The following is a 17,827-nucleotide window of genomic DNA, read 5'->3' as shown; positions in this document are numbered from 1 at the left end:
GATGGATATGGAATGCAACATCATTTTTTTGCAACTTCACTTCTAAATCTAAAGGCAAAACCACTTGATTCATGATATAATTTTTAAACATAAGGACCCTTCTTTCGATTAAAATTTTGTGTGGTAACTTTATTTTATCAGAAGTGGTCCTTATTTTAATTTAAAAAATAATTAAAGCCGGTAAAATTTTACGAGGAGTAAAATTTTACCGGCTTCTTCATTTTAGAGGAGGGTTTTGTCCCAGCCTCTTTTATATTTTTGAACTTATTAAAATCAACTAGCTATTCGGATACATCGAGAGTATGAACGCTCCAAATTCGTGATACAACAATAAATTTGGAGTTGATTACATCATGCCGCCCCTAAGGTGAGAGTGTGTAATATCTTTAACTTGAAGTGCAAAAAGTGCTGTAAGTCCACGTTTTACTAAGTTCTTACTGTAACATCATTAACGGTGATGTACCGTTGTTCATGAGATTGCGTTAGCAAAATGTTAGCAATTTATAATGGCACTCACAAATTTCAAACATATGAATGAATTAAATGAGTCTAACCAATAAACAAAGCTTAGGGAGGTCTAAATAATGGATTCAATTTTTTCAGATGAACAGTAAATTAAAGCAACTTTAAAGATATTTTCAAATTCTATCACCCTAAATAAATAATTATCTAATGTTTTTCAATTCAATATATTTTTCAAAACTCTTTTGCTTATCCCCTTTCAAATAAAATACATTACTCAAGGATTCTAATATCCTTTTTTCTGCTTTAGTAGACTGGATGTCTCTAGCTATTAGTAGGGCCTTGAATAATAAATCTATAGAATTTTGATAATCTTTATTGTTCTTTAAAGTAAAATCGCTTATTTCTTCAAGACACTTCATTTCGTCATACTTATTTTTCATTTTTCTAGATTGTTGTAAAGCTTCCTCTAAGAGTGATTCCGCTAAATTTATATTATTGTTACGAATATACCATTTGGCAATGGACCTATTTAATCTAATCATGCCTATCACATCATTAAAGTCTCTTTTTAATTCACCAGATAACTTAAAGTAGTCCATAGGCAACCCACTATTCTGGTTTAATTCCATTTCAACATTACCTAGATTTAATAGCACCTTTGATAGTAAGTAAGGAGAATTATGTTTTTCGGACAGTTTTTTAGCCTTAGTAAGTGCTTTTCTTGAGAGTTGGAATAAAGATACTTTTGAAAATAAAATACCTTGTAAAATATTTGCACTAATAAGATAATCAACATCATTTAGTGTAAGATTTTCTATAGCTAATTCGCAATAATGAGTTGCTTCACCAATTTCTCCTAAACGGAAATAAGTAGAGGCCAAGTTATAAAATAATGAACCCTTGCCTGTATCATCCTTCATATACATCAGAGCCTCTTTAAATAGATCAGTTGCCTTAGAATAGTTTTCTACCGAAAAATATGCAGCACCCAATTTAGTTGTTGTAACTGCCAGCTCTTTATAATTTTGTTGTTCGGAAAAAAGCTCAGCACTTTTTTCTAAGTTTTTTATTGCACTTTGATTTTTCATTTCCATTTGTAGAATGCCTAGCTCCCGTAGAGCAATTGCTAATTCGTCTTCTATAAAATTTTCTTCACATAAATCTATGATTTCCTTATAACAGGAAATAGCTTTAATCGTAGATTTACTCGTTTTGTACGTTGAGGCTTTCAGATGTAGGCTTTCAACTCTCCCTCTCGCTTCTGCATTCTCCAAGAGGTCGTCAGGTAAATTTAATTTTTTTTTCAAATAAATTAAAGTATCTCTTTTAATTCTTGTTTTTCCATTCTCTATATTACTTAAATTACTTACCGACATAAATTCTCCGCATACACTTTTTAATGTCAGTCCTAATCTTTTTCTTGCCATTCTAATTTCATGGTTAATACTAGCCATAAGGTTCTCTGCTCCCATTATCCTAATTAATATCCTTTTATTTATAATTATGGTATAATTATACCATATTAAAAGGGGGAAGGTATAAATTGAAGTCCACTTTAAAAATACTAATAGCTACAATTTTCATCTTAATACTCAGCAACAATTATACTAAAGATGAGCACTTGTTAGGTAGTGCTGATGATGATGTTGGTGCGTTTAGCGAACAAATTAGTGAACAGAATTTAATATAATAATCCAAAACGGTATTCTTCCATTGGGTTAGTAGAATACCGTTTTTGATTATTAGCTTTTTTTCCTAAGCATTAGCTAGGCTAACTTTTCTTCTTGACCATCCTTAGAATCTAAAAATCCTCCTTGTAGTAACAATAACCATGTGCAACTAATAAAGGTACATAGCAACCCGAAACTTACACCTATTACTTGTGGAGAAAAAGACTCTAAAAGTATGCCTGTAAAAAACATAGACAGTTGGAATATAGAACCATATACAGAAAAATGTAATGTAAAAACCTTCCCTATCTTATCGTCGGGAGAATAAGATTGTAACAGAGTAGTGTCTAATGGAATGATAACCCCACCTGCAATCCTCATTAATAATAGACTCGCTACCCCAAGGTATATATTTGTTGAAATAGCAAAGAATATAAAAAATATCCCTTGGAGTAAATATGCCCATCCATAATATTTTTTCATTTTCTGAACGTTCGATCCAACAAACTTAGCTACCAATAAACCTCCTATAACAACGCCAATACCTTGTGTTGTATAAAGTATTCCTACACCATTACTACCCATTCCAAATATGTCTGATCCATATAAAGTAAGTAAAACTTGGTAAACACCTCCTACTACTCCCCACGATACACCTACTAATACTAAAGCTAGAATAATTGGAGTCTTAATAATAAAAATATAGCCTTCCTTCATATCACGGAAGAAGCTCACATTTTTATCTCTTTTTTCTGTAGAAGGAATATTAACTTTTGAGATTATTAACCCAGATATAACAAATGTTAAGCTGTTAATAATAAAAGCTATATTTGGAGTAATTAGTCCTGCTATTAAACCACCCAAAGACGCACCAATAATTGAAGCTACTCCTTTCATGGAACTAGATAAGGAGTTTGCAGTAGTGAAATCCTTCTTATTAACGATGTTTGGCAAAACACTTTGTCTAGCAGGATTAAACAATGTAGTACATAACCCTAGTATTATATTTACTATAAAGACTATGTATATATAATTTTCTGCGAATAATAATCCCAGTATAACTATTGCCCTTACAAAATCTGTTACCACCATAATTACTTTTCGATTACTTTTGTCAACAAAGACTCCTGCAAAAGGACTTGCTAATAATTGGGGCAGACTGTTACTTATCAAAGTAAAACTAATCATTAATGGTGAATTGGTGGTAATATATACAAAACTTAATAAAGCAATAGTATTGAACCAGTCTCCTAAGGTACTTGTAATTAACATAGAGCCTTTCCTTTTTCTTCTTCATTTGTAAACACCTCCTTAAATATGACCAAGACCCTCACCCGGTACTTTTTGTTGCACAATCCCGTTTTCGTAAACTATAGTACCGTTTACTATTGTTAATTCAACATTACCCTTAAATTCTTCATAATTAAATGGAGACCATTTACATTTGGAATGAATCTTCTTATCACATTTTTTTTGAGTGGAGAAAAGAACAATATCTGCATCTTTTCCTTCTAGTAATATGCCTTTGTTTTTCAAATTAAACATTTTAGAGGGATTTTCGCATAGTAGCCTTACTATTATCTTAAAAGCCTCGATGTTGTCGATTCCTCTTCTAGTTAACCCAGTAAACATGGAATTGAACAACTCTTGGACTCCTGGCATCCCAGCCGGATGTAATGTTTTTTTCTCAAAAACTGTGTGAGGAGCATGATCGGAACCAATTAAATCCACTTGGTTGTTGATAACCTGTTCCCACAAGAAAGCAATGTCCTTTTCTTCCCGCAGTGGCGGACTTAATTTATAATTCCAACCATTTCTATGAAAATCAGTGCAAGTAAACCATAAGTGGGGAGGGATGAATTCATAACTTATACTCACCCCTTCCTTTTTGGCTTTGTTAAGGAGTTGAACTTCTTCAATCGTTGATACATGTAGTACATGAATGTGGCATCCAGTTTTAATAGCTATTTTAATAAGGATTTCGACTGCATCAATAGCAGCTTTTCTGGTTTTAACTTTTGTATAATCCTCAGGAGTGTTTATAACAGAACGTTTTTCAAATGAAGGTTGAAACTCTGCATGTACAGACATGATAATCCCTTTTTCTTTTAGAATTTTGGCAATTTCAAGTATATAATCTGAATCATATACAACTTCGTTTGCTGTTTCATGACCTGCCATGAAAACTTTAACTGTTGCTATACTCCTAGAATCTAGATTAATAATTTCCTCTTTGTTTTTGTTTGTTAATAAGAAATGTTGTTTAAAATTAACATAAGAATTACCTCCAATGGCCTTTATTTTCTTTTCTAATTTTTTTACACTATCTATTGGAGGAGAAGTATTTGGCATATCAAATACTGTCGTAACACCACCTGCAATTGCAGCTTTAGATCCAGAGGTAAAGTCTTCTTTATGCTCAAATCCTGGGCTTCTAAAATGGACATGACTATCAATAATACCAGGCAACGTATATAAATTAGATCCAGCAATATATCTTTTAGCTATTGGTAATTGTTCTTGACCAATAAAGGCAATTTTTTTATTTTTGATCCCTAATGAAAATCTCTCGCTAATAATTTTAGAACTTTGGATTAAAGTTGTGTTTTGAATTAACAAATCAAGCATAGGTTTCCTCCTCTGCAAACCAAATCTTTGAGACGAATTCCTTACACAACTCTGTTGTAGGTCCCATGATTCCTAGCGCATGAGAGTCTCTAAAGAGTTTCTCAATACCAAAACCAATTCTATATCCATTCGCACCGAATAACTGGAGAATAATACTGGTTACTTGATTACTAACATTAGCTCCCATAATTTTTGCCTTTAAAGATATATCCTCTGACCTAATTTCGTTTTTATCAGCTAAATGCGCTGCTTTATATACTAACTCATGTAATGCTTCGACTTGAGTTACTATATCAGCAAGCTGCATTCTTGTGTTCTGAAAGTCCCATAGCCTCTCTTTTTCATTTAATTCATGTTTAAATAAATTGATTGCCTCCTTGCAAATCCCTAGGCCTATTATCCCGGGGTGAAGAGCTACTTTTCTATTTGCACTCATAAGGGCTCTCCCTTGACCTTGTTTCCCTATTAAGTTGTCACTAGGAATGAGACAATCTTTACATTTAATTTCTTTAGTTGAGGAACCACACATCCCCATCCCATCCCAGTTATCTCCAAATGATAGTCCTGTTTGCGCTTTCTCTACAATAAAAAAAGACAATTCTCTTCCAGGTTGTGTTCCAGTTCTAACTAGAATAGTATATAAATCTGCTAACTCTGCTCCTGTACAAAATGCCTTATTTCCATTGAGTTTATAAAATCCATTTTCTTTTACGGCATAGCTCTTTAACCCTTGTTTATCAGCACCAGCGTTGAGTTCACTCCATGAAGATGCTCCTATAATATCCCCAGTTGCGATGTAGGGAAGATATCTTCTTTTTTGAACTTCACTTCCAAATTCTAAAATTCTTTTTACAACCTGATTATGAAACATAAAGATTGCACCTGCCGATGGACAAACTCGTGAAACCGCCTCAATAATATAAGTTGTATCTACTATATTACCTCCAATCCCACCAAAATCTTTAGGTACTAAAATTCCAAATAGTCCATATTCCTTTAACAGTTCTAAAGTTCTACCTGTAATATCTTTACTTTCCTCTGTTCTTACCTTATTTGTTAATTCAGATACTAATTTCTTGAAGTCCATTTCTATTGAAATCAACAAAAACCTCTCCTATCTTTGTTACTTTTTGTTCAATTTTCAAACAATAAATACTTCCATGATTATAATCTAATGATACCTTCATATTATTAGAAGGGGTTTTTATAGATAAACTAGTTGGTTTTTTTTTAAGTAACTCGTTACTAATAATTGTGTTATCCATACTTATTGTATAGCATAAATTTATTATTCCAGTTAATGCAAAACTTGGATGCCAACTTGGTACTGATATACTTCTCACTTCAAATTCAGGAAGGCTCTTATTATTTGAGAAGGCTGCAATTTTAGGAAATACTGATTGATTAGGTATATTGAGAACTTTTTGAATTTCTCGTCTAATGTCCTCTAGTTTTCTCATTTCATCTATTCCCCAAGAAGACAAAGAATTAGCTGATATATCCTTCTTTCTTACCCAAATGTAAGGGTTACCTACATCTACAACAGATACTGGAATTGATTCTATCTCCTTTTGTACCAATAATAGCCTATCATTTAAAGGAAAAGTACTTTTTAGTTGAGTTGGAGTAAAATCGAAAAAGTTTAATTCTATAATACTATTTAAACTATCTACTTTACTTTTTAATTGAAGTTTCATAACCTTGTTTGTATTTTTCAAACTTATAGAACTTGATTCTCCATAGTGTTTTATAAGATATTCATATGCTGCTACCACGGCATTACCACAGTTCCCGCTCAAATCTATTTTATCGAGAGAAGGTATATATTGAATGAAAAAAAGTTCTTTTGACTCTGGTGTCAAAACAGCAAATTTATTTAGGTTAATACCGTATTTCTTTTTCACTTTATAAATAATCTCTTTTAGATATGTGATATTTAAATTTTCATATATTTTCATTTTATTCACATCAATAATTGCCACTAAAGAAGTACCACTTTTCATAATTGGAATAGAATTATCTAGCATATTCAATCTTCCTATTTTTGTACTCATTATTGAAATTTACTATATACAAATTGAGAACTATTAAACTCCAAATTTTATAGCTATTATCTTCTAAGTTAGCCTCATGATTATAAACCAACTTTTCAATTTCCTTTTTGTTAAGGAAGTAGTGCAACTCGCAATTTGAGCCTAATAAATTTTCATGCACCCAATCCCTTAATTCTCCTTTTAACCATTCAGAGATAGGGAACCTAAAAGGTTTTTTCTTTCTTTGGTTTAACCAATCAGGTAAATGAGCACCAACAGCCTTTCTTAATTCTGCTTTCTCTGTCCCATTGTCTCGATATTGATTTTCATTGTAAGTTCTAGTATGTTGCACTATCTTTGGCCTTAAAAACGGAACCCGAGCCTCTACTCCCCATGCCATTGAAAGCTTATCAACTCTATTAAGATGATACGACTGTAAACGATACTTTCTTTCCCAGTTTATTGCATCGCGAAGTGATTTCACATTTGATAACTCTATGTCAGCATCTCTATTGAAATTTGGTTTGCGATTGAAAAGGCTAGATAATTCATCATCATTAAATAGACACAATTCGCTAAAGTATCCTTCACTATTTCCATTGTCATCCCAATTTTTAAACCTGTCATACCCTCCAAATATCTCGTCAGCTCCGTCGCCCGTTAAAACTACTTTGAAATTTCTACCTATATATTTCATCAAATAAAAAAATGGAACACTAATAGGATCTTGGTTTGGTTCATCTAAATAATAAATAACTTTTGAAAGAATATTTGGTATCTCACTATAGTCTAATTTGATTCCATTAAACAAGGCTTCTTGTTGAGCACTTATTAAAGATGCGAATTTTGTTTCATCATCTTTATGCATTCCTTTGTAACCAACTGTATAAACTTGCAAAGGGGTAATTCTTTGTTCAGACATTATTTTCAACACAAAACTTGAGTCTAAACCTCCACTTGCAATACAAGCTGTATCTACATCGCTCATTGTAGTTGAATAAACACTTTCAATTAAGTCCTCTTCTAAAGTATTTTTGTTTGTAGTTAAAATTTCTTCAACTTTTATATATTTAAATGATAATTCTCCTGAAGAATATGTTAACACTTCTCCACCTTTCAATTTGTGAACAGACTCAAAAGGGGTATATGGAGCGGGAATAAATTTATATCTCAGATATTGGAAAATCGATTTATAACATATTTTTATATCTTTTATCTTATGTAGAAATCCTTTAAGTTCAGAACCAAATAACAGTTGGTTATTTTCTGTCACATGGTAGTATAGTGGCTTAATCCCCATTGGATCTACTGCCAATACTAATTTTTCTTTTTTTGAATCCCACAGAGCAATTGAGTACATTCCATCTATTAATTTTAGAAATTCAACACCATACTCTTCATATAGATATGGAATGACTGCTCCGTCACACTGTGAATGGAGTTGATACCCTTTTTCTATTAAATTTTTAGTTAATTCGTGAAAATTATATATCTCTCCGTTGTAAATAACAGTAACGGTACCATCTTCATTAGAAAACGGCTGGCTTCCATTAGAGAGGTCATTTATGCTAAGTCTTACAGCACCTAAAGCAACTTCTTCATCTATATATATCCCGTGTTCATCGGGCCCCCTGTGCTTTATTTTTTCCATCATTACTTCTAGATCTTTTGTAGCAGACACCTGATTTTCTACATTAGTAAAGCCTATAATTCCACACATGTTTATTCTCCTTCCTAAAATGAAACAAATGAGCAGAGAAGCCGATATTCACCTCTCTACTCATCCATTTATCAAGATTTACTTAGTAGAAGCAGCAATCTGAGAGTTGTTCTTTTCTACTACAGCCTGGGTGTTACGCACAACTAGTTTCTTCACAGTACTCACCTCCTTTTATGTAACCTTTCTCTTYTAATTACTTAGTTGAAGCAGCAATTTGAGAGTTGTTCTTTTCTACTACAGCCTGGGTGTTACGCACAACTAGTTTCTTCACRGTACTCACCTCCTTTAAGTAACCTTTCTCTTTTAATTACTTARTTGAAGCAGCAATTTGAGAGTTGTTCTTTTCTACTACAGCCTGGGTGTTACGCACAACTAGTTTCTTCACRGTACCTCCCTCTATAAATATTGATATATCAACGGTTTCACCCGTTGTTGGGATGTCAAAAAAATATTTTTTGACATACACCCTAACAGTATTTTATAAATATGTGATTCTCTTACAATCCTTGGGTGCGCTACGCGGTCACTACTGGGAAAATATAGTGAAGTAGTGATGATAAAATATACGATGCACAATGGATCTCTGCGTAGCTTATGATGACGTACCCTCCCATGTCTCTGGGCATCCAAGTGCCTACATTCCTTCGTTCGGTCTAGTCATAAGGCAGAGGCTAGCGAAGCTCCTTTAGGGACTCGAGGTCGAATGGAAAAAATAGTGCCAGCTTCTCCGTGTCATCCTGTTGTCTAAATCCATTTAAGAGGATGTAGGGCCTTAAGCAGTCTCTGCGAGACTAGGAATATCCCTCATCATTCGCTGTGCGTCAAACGCTTTGTGTTTTGTACTAATACCGTGTAAAACTTTTAATAGCTTACCGCATAAAACCACAATGGATTGCTTCTTGCGTAATGGATTAACCTGACGGTTTGTATAATATTCGTGTAGCTTTTTAAAGGCCTCATTGTGGCGAATCATCGGCATCATCACTCGGAAAAGGAGGGCACGAAGCTTTCTTCTTCCCCGTTTAGAGATGCGTTTTTGCCCTTTATGCTGGCCGGAAGAGTTTTCACGTAATGTTAATCCCGCGAGTTTGATTAGTTGGCGTGGATCTTCGTAGTGTGAAAAGCTTCCGATTTCAGCTAATACATCAACAATCGTTGTGTCTCCAAGTCCTGGAACTGTTGATAGCCATTCGTATTCTACAGACGTCTCTACAAGCCCAACTAAATGTTGAGTGAGGCTTTCAATATCCTGTTCTAGTTGATGATAACGACGGACAAGTGTGGCAATTTCAATTCGGGCCATCTCTCGTCCTTCTGTTATTCCAATAGAGTTAGCTGCGACTTCAATAAGGCGCAATGCTTTGGGTCTTTGGGGAGATTTCAGCCCCTCAACTTGACGATAAAGTGTTAATAAATCATCCGGTTGTTTCTGGTGAAAATCACTAGGAAATGGCGTGCACTCCAGGGCAGCCAATGCCATCTTCCCAAAAGACGGAAAGACTTGGGTGAACTCAGGGAAATAGCGATCTAGCCAACGAATGATCATGTTTTTGACGGCGCCTAATTCCTCTGTCAACTTGCTTCTGAATGTTGAACCTACGCGGAGTTCAGCCTCCATGTCCTTCATGATACGAGGATAACTAAAGCGCCCATCTTTGATCAATCGAGCGATGACTAGCGCATCTTTGCGATCATGTTTGGTTGGCAGATTGTCATCCAATTCCTTTGACCGTTTGACATGCATCGGATTGGTCATAACCAAGGGAATGCCCCGTTCCTCAAGGAAATAAGCGAGGTTAAGCCAGTAATGACCAGTAGGTTCAATTCCAACGATTACTTCCGTTTTTTCGTGGAGCACCCGCCCACGGTCATCGACAAAGCAGGCGAAATGTTTTCGCTTCGCAATGTCAATGCCTACTACGAGTGTTTGTTCGGTGACTTGATTTATTTTCTGATTTTGTTTAAAATCCAATTTGGAGTCCTCCTTGGTTAACTAAGTTAGGGGTCATCTCGGTCCACGATTTGACACCCCGTATCATACCAAGAGGGCTCTTTTTTGTTCAAGTCCCCAAAAATCCTTCTAACAGGAATGCTCCTTTTTACAGTTTTTTTCACTATCAATATAGTACCTGTAGTAGGTGGAAAATTCAAAATATGGGTGATGAGATAGGGAACGGAATAAACCGGGAACGGACCCAGTTAAAAGATGCGCTAGATACGTCACAGCGCCTCAAATTTATCAAATAGGGACAGATACCTCGGACCAATAGCCGAGTTATCTGTCCCTGTGGATTTGAGACTTTGAAAGGAAAAGGAGTTTCGTTCCCTCAGTTCTAAAATTATTTGATTACCAATAACATAATTGAACTAAGTGATACAAAAAAAGAAACAGATAAAACAACAAAAGGTACTTTATATTTATTTTTATACGTTGCAAACGCCATTACCCCCGTAAAAAATAAAAAAAGTAACTGTAATCCTAGTGATTGATTAAACGGGCCAATATAAACAAGAAATCCAATAAGCAATGCCGACACAAAAAATATTAAAATTATTTGATTCTTCATCTAATCACCTCATTATTGGCAAGGTCTTGTTCCTTACCAACTTCCTACTGAACTATATTGTCGACTAAAGGTCAACTGGGGACGGTTCGCATTCTACTTTTCGGGGTAGAGTGAGAACCGTCTCTAGTCTATTTGAAATTATTTTTGTTTTTCGAGTTTAACCTTTGTAGTCGTCCCCAAAGCAGAAACCTCATAACTTAATACTCCATCTTGGTATGTCATTGTTTTAGTATCATCCGAAGATGCAAGCATAGCATTTTCCGTTTTACTATGGGCATTTTCTGAATCCCAAGTATAAGGTTCGTCTGCAGTTGTAGGAGCGGTAAAAGAGCCAGCCCAATACAGGGATTTTGTGTCGCCGTTATCGCTTACCCAGTAGATTTCAATCGTATCATTATTGATTGTAGCAGCTTGATAAGTGTCTGAGGATTTACTATTTGCTTGTTTCCAATCACCTGTTAACTCTGGTATTTGCTTTGAGGTTTTATCACTGTTTCCTGAACTTGTTGAACTACACCCAGCAAATAGACCTGTAAGCACTGTTACAAAAAGGGCAATGAATATCGTTTTTTTCATTTTTCGCATCCTCCTACTATTAATTTATCTAGTCATATTCTGACTCGTATATGTTAGAACTTGAAATGCTATTTTGTGTCCACATTCTATACACTTCCAAATGATCTTCTGGAGTTAACCAGGGACGGTTACCTTTAGTAAAATGGTAACGTTACCCAATTAAACAATGTTTTATAACAAACTCTAAATTTTCAATTGAGTTTTCTTATCCAGCTTATAGCCAATTATTTCATATGACTTATCAAGAGTTAATTTAATATCTACATACCTACTTGTAATTATGTAGGTAGAAGACTGATTAGATTCATCATAATCAATTTTGATTAATTCTAAGTCATTCACACTAATTCCACTTACCTTAGATGCTATGTCAAGCACATACCCTTTATCAAAATGATCAGTAATGCTAACTCTTGCATTCTCTGATTTTTTTCTTTTTAAAAAATCGTATACAAATGCGCTAATAATTGAGACAGGAATATTGCTTAACCATAATAGTAAATCTAATTTCCAATCCGAAGCTCCTTTTTCAAAAATCCTCTCCGAATGGGTTATTGTTAGCTGATCATTAAACTCATTTTTCAACTCATTAATTAGTTCCAGTTTCCACTTTTCTTCAATATGAGAAACCTGAATTAATTGATTTGTGATGTTAACATCCATTATGGGATAATCAATTTCTTGTCCATTACGTTTTAAATAATCAGTAATATACGAGTAGTCATTTACCCAGAAAAGCTCTATTCTTACAAAAACAATATTATCGAGACTGTTAATATGAACAGAAAAACCATCATTTTTCCCATGCCCAATTGTTCTATGAATTTCACTCGAGAATTCACTTATATTTTTATCCATCTGATAACACAGTGTATCAAGGTGAATATCTTCTACCGGGCCAAAATATTCCTCATCCCAAACCTGTTCATAAATATCAATAATATATTTATTAATTTCAATCTCCTCCTCAGTTGAATGACTGTTCTTACCACCTAATTAAAAAGTTATAAAAACTAGTTTTTAGGCAAAACATATTTTGATAACTTTATCCCCTTACTAACCTCTGTAGCATATGATGGCCTAATCCCCGACAAACTCACAATCTCACTAATCTTGTAATGATTTCTTTGAATAGCATCAGCATACTTCACTCCAAACAAATGTATATGAGCTACTTGATATCCTTCAGGTGCATTTGAGTACATATCATGTAACTTCTTGGCGAGATCATTCTTATTCAACATAATTCCTCCATTATTTAGAAGCGGGTTATTTACCATCCTCTTTAATACTTTTCTATATATTAACAATACCATAATTTGGTGCAATCAGACTTAGCAAATGAAATACTAAACACCATTGTTAATTCACTTGGCTAAAGAGTGATCACACCCACTGATAAATTAATAATAGCTGGGCACTCTACGATCCCATCTATGATAAACTAATACCAAATAACCCCAATCCAGAAAGAAGTGTCCACCACCATGCTCAAACAAGGAATCTATGAACAAATCATTACCCAAAAGCTCCACCAAGAACTAGCCAACACAGACCTAGACATGGAAATCGGCCGTATCCCTATAGACGTAGAAGAAGCCCGTAAGATGCTGTCTTCCTACATAAGCTCTGTGACAAGAAACGCTCTCAAACATGTCCGCGATCAAGAAAAGAACGATCAAGATGCTCTCCTTAAACAAATCGAAACCTGCAACGAGATCATCGACACACTGAGCCGAAACTTAGATCAACAAGAATTCAACTCTCTTAAAATATCAGAAGAAGCTGAAGTATTAACGCATATCTACTCTCGAGTAAATTCCGTAAGAAGCATCCAGCAGCAAGAAGTCTTCCGGCCCGTCACTCCCATCTCAGAAAGCTCGTTATTCACGGGATCGAGCTATGAACCGAATATGCTGGGTGAACTAAAAAAAGAAATCCTCTCCTCGGATTCCATCGAAATGCTCGTGTCATTTATTAAGTGGAGTGGCTTGAGAATCATTTTAGAAGAATTAAAGACGTTTACTGAAGGAGGAGGCAAGCTTCGCATCATTACCACCTCTTACATGGAAGCGACGGATTATAAAGCGATTCAGGAACTAAGTAAGTTATCCAACACGGAGATTCGAATTTCCTATGATGTGAAACGAACTCGTCTTCATGCAAAAGCTTATCTGTTCAAACGAGATACCGGCTTCAGCACCGCTTACATAGGATCGTCGAATCTATCCAATCCAGCTCTTACTTCCGGTTTAGAGTGGAATGTGAAAGTAACCGAAAAGGATTCCATTGATGTGCTAAAAAAATGTGAAGCAACGTTTGAAAGCTACTGGAATGACAAGGAGTTTAAAGCGTTTAATGGAAAAAACGAAGAGGATACGCACACTCTACGAATGGCTCTTGAAAGAAGTAAATTCGAAGTAGCCGAAAGCTCTGTTCAGTATATCTTTGATATTCAACCCTATTACTACCAAAAAGAAATTCTCGAGAAGTTAGAGGCAGAACGAGACATTCACGGAAGACAGAAGAACCTATTAGTCGCGGCAACGGGTGTTGGTAAAACCGTCATCTCTGCCTTCGACTATAAACGGTTCAGAAAAGCGAACGGAGGAAAAGCAAAACTGTTGTTTGTGGCCCATCGAGAAGAGATCTTAAAGCAAAGCATGGATACCTTTCGTGCCATACTCAGAGACCCCAACTTCGGAGAAATGCTAGTCGGAACACACCAGCCTTCTTCACTAGATCATGTATTCGTCAGCATTCAAAGCTTTAATAGCAAACAGCTTCACACCCACATAGAAAACGACTATTACGACTTCATCATTGTCGATGAATTTCATCACGCAGCAGCAGACTCGTATCAAAAGCTGCTGAATCATTTTCATCCTCGCATTCTATTAGGGTTAACAGCCACTCCAGAACGTATGGATGGCAAAAGCGTTCTCACCTATTTCGACGATCATATCGCCGCAGAAATGAGATTAACCGAAGCCATCAACCAGAAGCTATTAAGTCCATTTCAATATTTCTGCGTCACCGACACCGTTGACCTCTCCCACCTGAAATGGTCCCGGGGTGGCTACGATACGAAACAATTAGAAAATGTCTACACGTCAAACGATTTAAGAAGCAGTCAAATCATTCAAAGTGTAGAGAAATATGTAACCGACTTGGGTGACGTCAAAGGACTAGGATTCTGCGTTTCCATCGCTCATGCCCAATACATGGCCGACTTCTTTAACCAATCCGGCATCCCTTCTATTGCTCTACATGGAGGATCAGACAAGACCACTCGGATGGAGGCACAACAATTACTGGTGAGAGGTGATATCAAGTTCATATTCGTCGTCGATCTATACAATGAAGGAATCGACATTCCAGAAATCAACACGGTATTATCCCTTCGACCGACGGAGAGTTTAACCGTATTCCTGCAACAACTAGGTCGCGGGCTTCGTCTAGCAGAGGACAAAGAATGCCTAACCGTTCTCGACTTCGTAGGACAAGCCCATCAAAACTACTCTTATGATGAAAAACTGCGGGCACTCATAGGTAAGTCCAAACACTCTGTGCAACACTATGTAGAAAAAGGATTCTTCAACCTTCCCAAAGGCTGCTTTGTCCAACTGGAAAAACAAGCGAAGGAATACATCCTGAGAAACATCAAATCAAGTGCCAATACAAAGGCTAACATCATCTCAAAACTAAAAACCTTCGAACAAGCTACCGGTCTACCCTAGTCATTACTCAATGTCTTAACACACTATCATCTAGATCTATACGATTTCTATGGAGGAAACAAAAACAGAAGCTATCACAGACTTCTCGTTGAAGCAGGGATCCAAGAACACTTCACGTATGAAAATGAAAAATGGATCACCAGTCGTCTACCGAATCTGTTTCATCTCAACTCAAGAAAACTGCTCTCATTCCTACTCACCTATATGGATACAAGAGAAGTGAACGGAAAAGAAGAAGAACTCATGCTCAACCTTTTCTACTACTCCTTCTATCAAGCACACCCTGCAAAAGAAGGTCTTTCATCGATTAAACAAGGAATCGAAAACGTACTCGAGCATCCCGTCTTTAAAGACGAAATCAAACAAATTTTAGAAGTTCTATACGAATCTCTAGAAACCATTGAATTAGAACCAAACTTTGACTTCACCTGCCCCTTGCAAGTACACAGCCAGTACTCCACAGCCCAAATCATGGCAGGCTTCGACTATTACAACGAAGATCAAAGTCCAGCCTTTAGAGAAGGCGTCAAATACTTTAATGACAAAAACCTAGACATCTTCTTTATCACCCTGAACAAATCAGAAAAAGATTTCTCACCGTCCACTTTGTACGAAGACTACGCGATTAACGAAACCCTCTTTCACTGGGAGACGCAAAGTAGAGTGAGCGAGGAAAGCCCCACTGGTCAGCGATATATTCATCACCGTCAAATCGGTGGGAAAATTGCATTGTTTGTAAGGGAGTATAAGAAGGAAAAGGGTAGCATTCCTTCCCCGTTTGTATTTTTAGGGACAGCAAATTATATTAAGCATTCTGGTAATAAGCCGATGAGTTTCGTGTGGGAGCTTGAGGTGGAGATGCCTTCTTATTTGGTGCCGAGGGCGAATAAGAATATTTTATAGATATGTATAAGAGCCATACTCAAAGTTTAAGAGTATGGCTCTGTAGTTTCCATCTTATTAATGCATAAAAATATACTCATAATGCCAATCCAGATATCTCGCCTCAGGCATCTCCTCTTTAAAAGGAAAAATCTCTTTCCCATTAAATGATTCAATAATTTCAATGCTTTGATGGTCTCTCCCTACAAATAGTGGAGAAACTTCTATTGTTAAGTTTTTAGGCTCAATCGTAATAGCCCCTTTATCAAATGCCCAATGATGAATTTTACAAAGTGATAGTCCATTGTGGACAATGTCTGGTCCTTTTTGAGAGAACCATTTAATATGTGCACCATCTAATCCAAAGTGGCTTTTATTAAACGTGGCATTAAAGCCGCAAATTGCACACCTGTACCGAAAGTTAGAAAGGACTTTCTCTGCAAACTCTTTATTTCGGGGTGGTCTAGTTGAGATAGGGAAATAAACCGGTAATGATAAACTTGAAAGAATCTCTTCCTGAATTGTTTCCGGCCACCACTTCTTTAGAATAAATTCCGTCGCAATCGCTCTAAATTCCCTAGAATTATTTAACATCTCAAATATTTCCTGATCTAATGTAACATAGGTCTCACTATCTCTTAAAATCTTAAGAGACAGATCCCGTTTATGAGTCATCTCCACTCCATTAGGTAAGTGAATGTCCCAAAAAGTAGAACTGTTCATATATTGAAAGGGTTGATTTGGTTTGGGGCCACTTTTATTAGGCCGAGCTCCAAACGAAAGGATCAATTCTCCAAGTTCTTTTTCTAATTCAATAAAACGTATTTTATTTTCGTTAATGGTCTTATTCTCAAATTTGGAAATCAACAGAAGTAAACATAGTGGTTTTTTCAGGGCGGGTTTCCCACTACTAATATTTAAATTCATCATCTCAATCTGAACAAGAAATTTGTCTAAGGTCTCCTTCATATACTCTCCTACCTTTAAAAATGACTTTCTCCTTTGGGCTGAATAATATATTCCCCGTACTCATCATGGCTCATTCCTTCATTCTGATTAGGACATCTATAAAAGACTATTCCTTCATCAAAGATATCCTCATTTACTAGTGGACTTAATGCACTATTGCACTGACTGCAAGTTTGCGGTTTGAAGTTATCTTTCCTTTCTGTAACCTTCTCTATGAAACAACGCTCACAGTAGTATACACTTTCCTTTAATTTACCAAACTCATCTGTTTCTATTAAACTATTTTCACTTTCAATCTTGCACTTACTACATTTCTTCATATTTATTAACTCCCTCTATAAATATTGATATATCAACGGTTTCACCCGTTGTTGGGATGTCAAAAAAATATTTTTTGACATACACCCTAACAGTATTTTATAAATATGTGATTCTCTTACAATCCTTGGGTGCGCTACGCGGTCACTACTGGGAAAATATAGTGAAGTAGTGATGATAAAATATACGATGCACAATGGATCTCTGCGTAGCTTATGATGACGTACCCTCCCATGTCTCTGGGCATCCAAGTGCCTAC

The 17,827-nt window shown here is 35.7% G+C and carries 12 protein-coding genes and 1 pseudogene; 1 reads left to right on the top strand and 12 read right to left on the bottom strand.

The annotated features are described in order from the left end of the window. Window positions 1–665: 665 nt before the first annotated feature. The 10 genes from AM506_RS21345 to AM506_RS21295 all read right to left on the bottom strand — a co-directional run bounded on the left by AM506_RS21345 (window position 666) and on the right by AM506_RS21295 (window position 12,900). Window positions 666–1,919, bottom strand: a complete 1,254-nt coding sequence (locus tag AM506_RS21345; protein ID WP_160316910.1) for a helix-turn-helix transcriptional regulator — start codon at window positions 1,917–1,919, stop codon at window positions 666–668. A 312-nt stretch (window positions 1,920–2,231) separates the two neighbouring features. Continuing rightward, complete coding sequence (locus tag AM506_RS21340; protein WP_060675105.1) at window positions 2,232–3,407, bottom strand: MFS transporter; 1,176 nt, start codon at window positions 3,405–3,407, stop codon at window positions 2,232–2,234. Window positions 3,408–3,446: 39 nt separating this feature from the next. Next, entirely contained in the window at window positions 3,447–4,763 is a 1,317-nt protein-coding gene (locus tag AM506_RS21335) for a dihydroorotase (RefSeq protein WP_060675103.1), read from the bottom strand. Next, window positions 4,756–5,865, bottom strand: a complete 1,110-nt coding sequence (locus AM506_RS21330; RefSeq protein ID WP_060675101.1) for an acyl-CoA dehydrogenase family protein — start codon at window positions 5,863–5,865, stop codon at window positions 4,756–4,758. The genes AM506_RS21335 and AM506_RS21330 overlap by 8 nt, the downstream gene beginning before the upstream one ends. After that, a complete protein-coding gene (locus tag AM506_RS21325; RefSeq protein WP_060675099.1) occupies window positions 5,825–6,790 on the bottom strand; it encodes a hypothetical protein in 966 nt (321 codons plus the stop codon). The genes AM506_RS21330 and AM506_RS21325 overlap by 41 nt, the downstream gene beginning before the upstream one ends. Beyond that, window positions 6,780–8,516 carry an asparagine synthase (glutamine-hydrolyzing) gene (gene asnB / locus AM506_RS21320; protein WP_060675097.1) on the bottom strand — a complete coding sequence of 579 codons (1,737 nt, stop codon included), beginning with the start codon at window positions 8,514–8,516 and terminating at the stop codon, window positions 6,780–6,782. Before asnB ends, AM506_RS21325 begins: the two co-directional genes overlap by 11 nt. A 772-nt stretch (window positions 8,517–9,288) precedes the next feature. Next, window positions 9,289–10,488, bottom strand: coding sequence for an IS110 family transposase (locus tag AM506_RS21315; RefSeq protein WP_060675095.1), 1,200 nt, complete (start codon window positions 10,486–10,488; stop codon window positions 9,289–9,291). A gap of 733 nt (window positions 10,489–11,221) precedes the next feature. Then, entirely contained in the window at window positions 11,222–11,659 is a 438-nt protein-coding gene (locus tag AM506_RS21305) for a hypothetical protein (protein WP_060675092.1), read from the bottom strand. A 183-nt stretch (window positions 11,660–11,842) separates the two neighbouring features. After that, a complete protein-coding gene (locus AM506_RS21300; protein WP_235576172.1) occupies window positions 11,843–12,517 on the bottom strand; it encodes a hypothetical protein in 675 nt (224 codons plus the stop codon). Between the two features lie 155 nt (window positions 12,518–12,672). Further along, window positions 12,673–12,900: an HTH-like domain-containing protein gene (locus AM506_RS21295; protein ID WP_060675088.1), complete on the bottom strand. Its 228-nt coding sequence runs from the start codon at window positions 12,898–12,900 to the stop codon at window positions 12,673–12,675. Between the two features lie 246 nt (window positions 12,901–13,146). On the opposite strand from AM506_RS21295, the pseudogene AM506_RS21290 reads away from it, so the two are divergent. Then, window positions 13,147–16,302 (top strand): annotated as a pseudogene (locus AM506_RS21290) (DUF3427 domain-containing protein). Between the two features lie 57 nt (window positions 16,303–16,359). Here the strand turns inward: AM506_RS21290 and AM506_RS21285 are convergent. Both AM506_RS21285 and AM506_RS21280 read right to left on the bottom strand, forming a co-directional pair. Beyond that, a complete protein-coding gene (locus AM506_RS21285) occupies window positions 16,360–17,250 on the bottom strand; it encodes a phosphorothioated DNA-binding restriction endonuclease (protein WP_060675086.1) in 891 nt (296 codons plus the stop codon). 14 nt (window positions 17,251–17,264) lie between these two features. After that, window positions 17,265–17,570, bottom strand: a complete 306-nt coding sequence (locus AM506_RS21280; RefSeq protein WP_060675084.1) for a hypothetical protein — start codon at window positions 17,568–17,570, stop codon at window positions 17,265–17,267. Between the last annotated feature and the right edge of the window lie 257 nt (window positions 17,571–17,827).

The organism is Rossellomorea vietnamensis (assembly GCF_001305855.1).
GTDB classification, from domain to species: domain Bacteria; phylum Bacillota; class Bacilli; order Bacillales; family Bacillaceae_B; genus Rossellomorea; species Rossellomorea vietnamensis_A.
The sequence above is the reverse complement of the archived record's forward strand: the minus strand, read 5'-3'. Positions and strand labels throughout refer to the sequence as shown.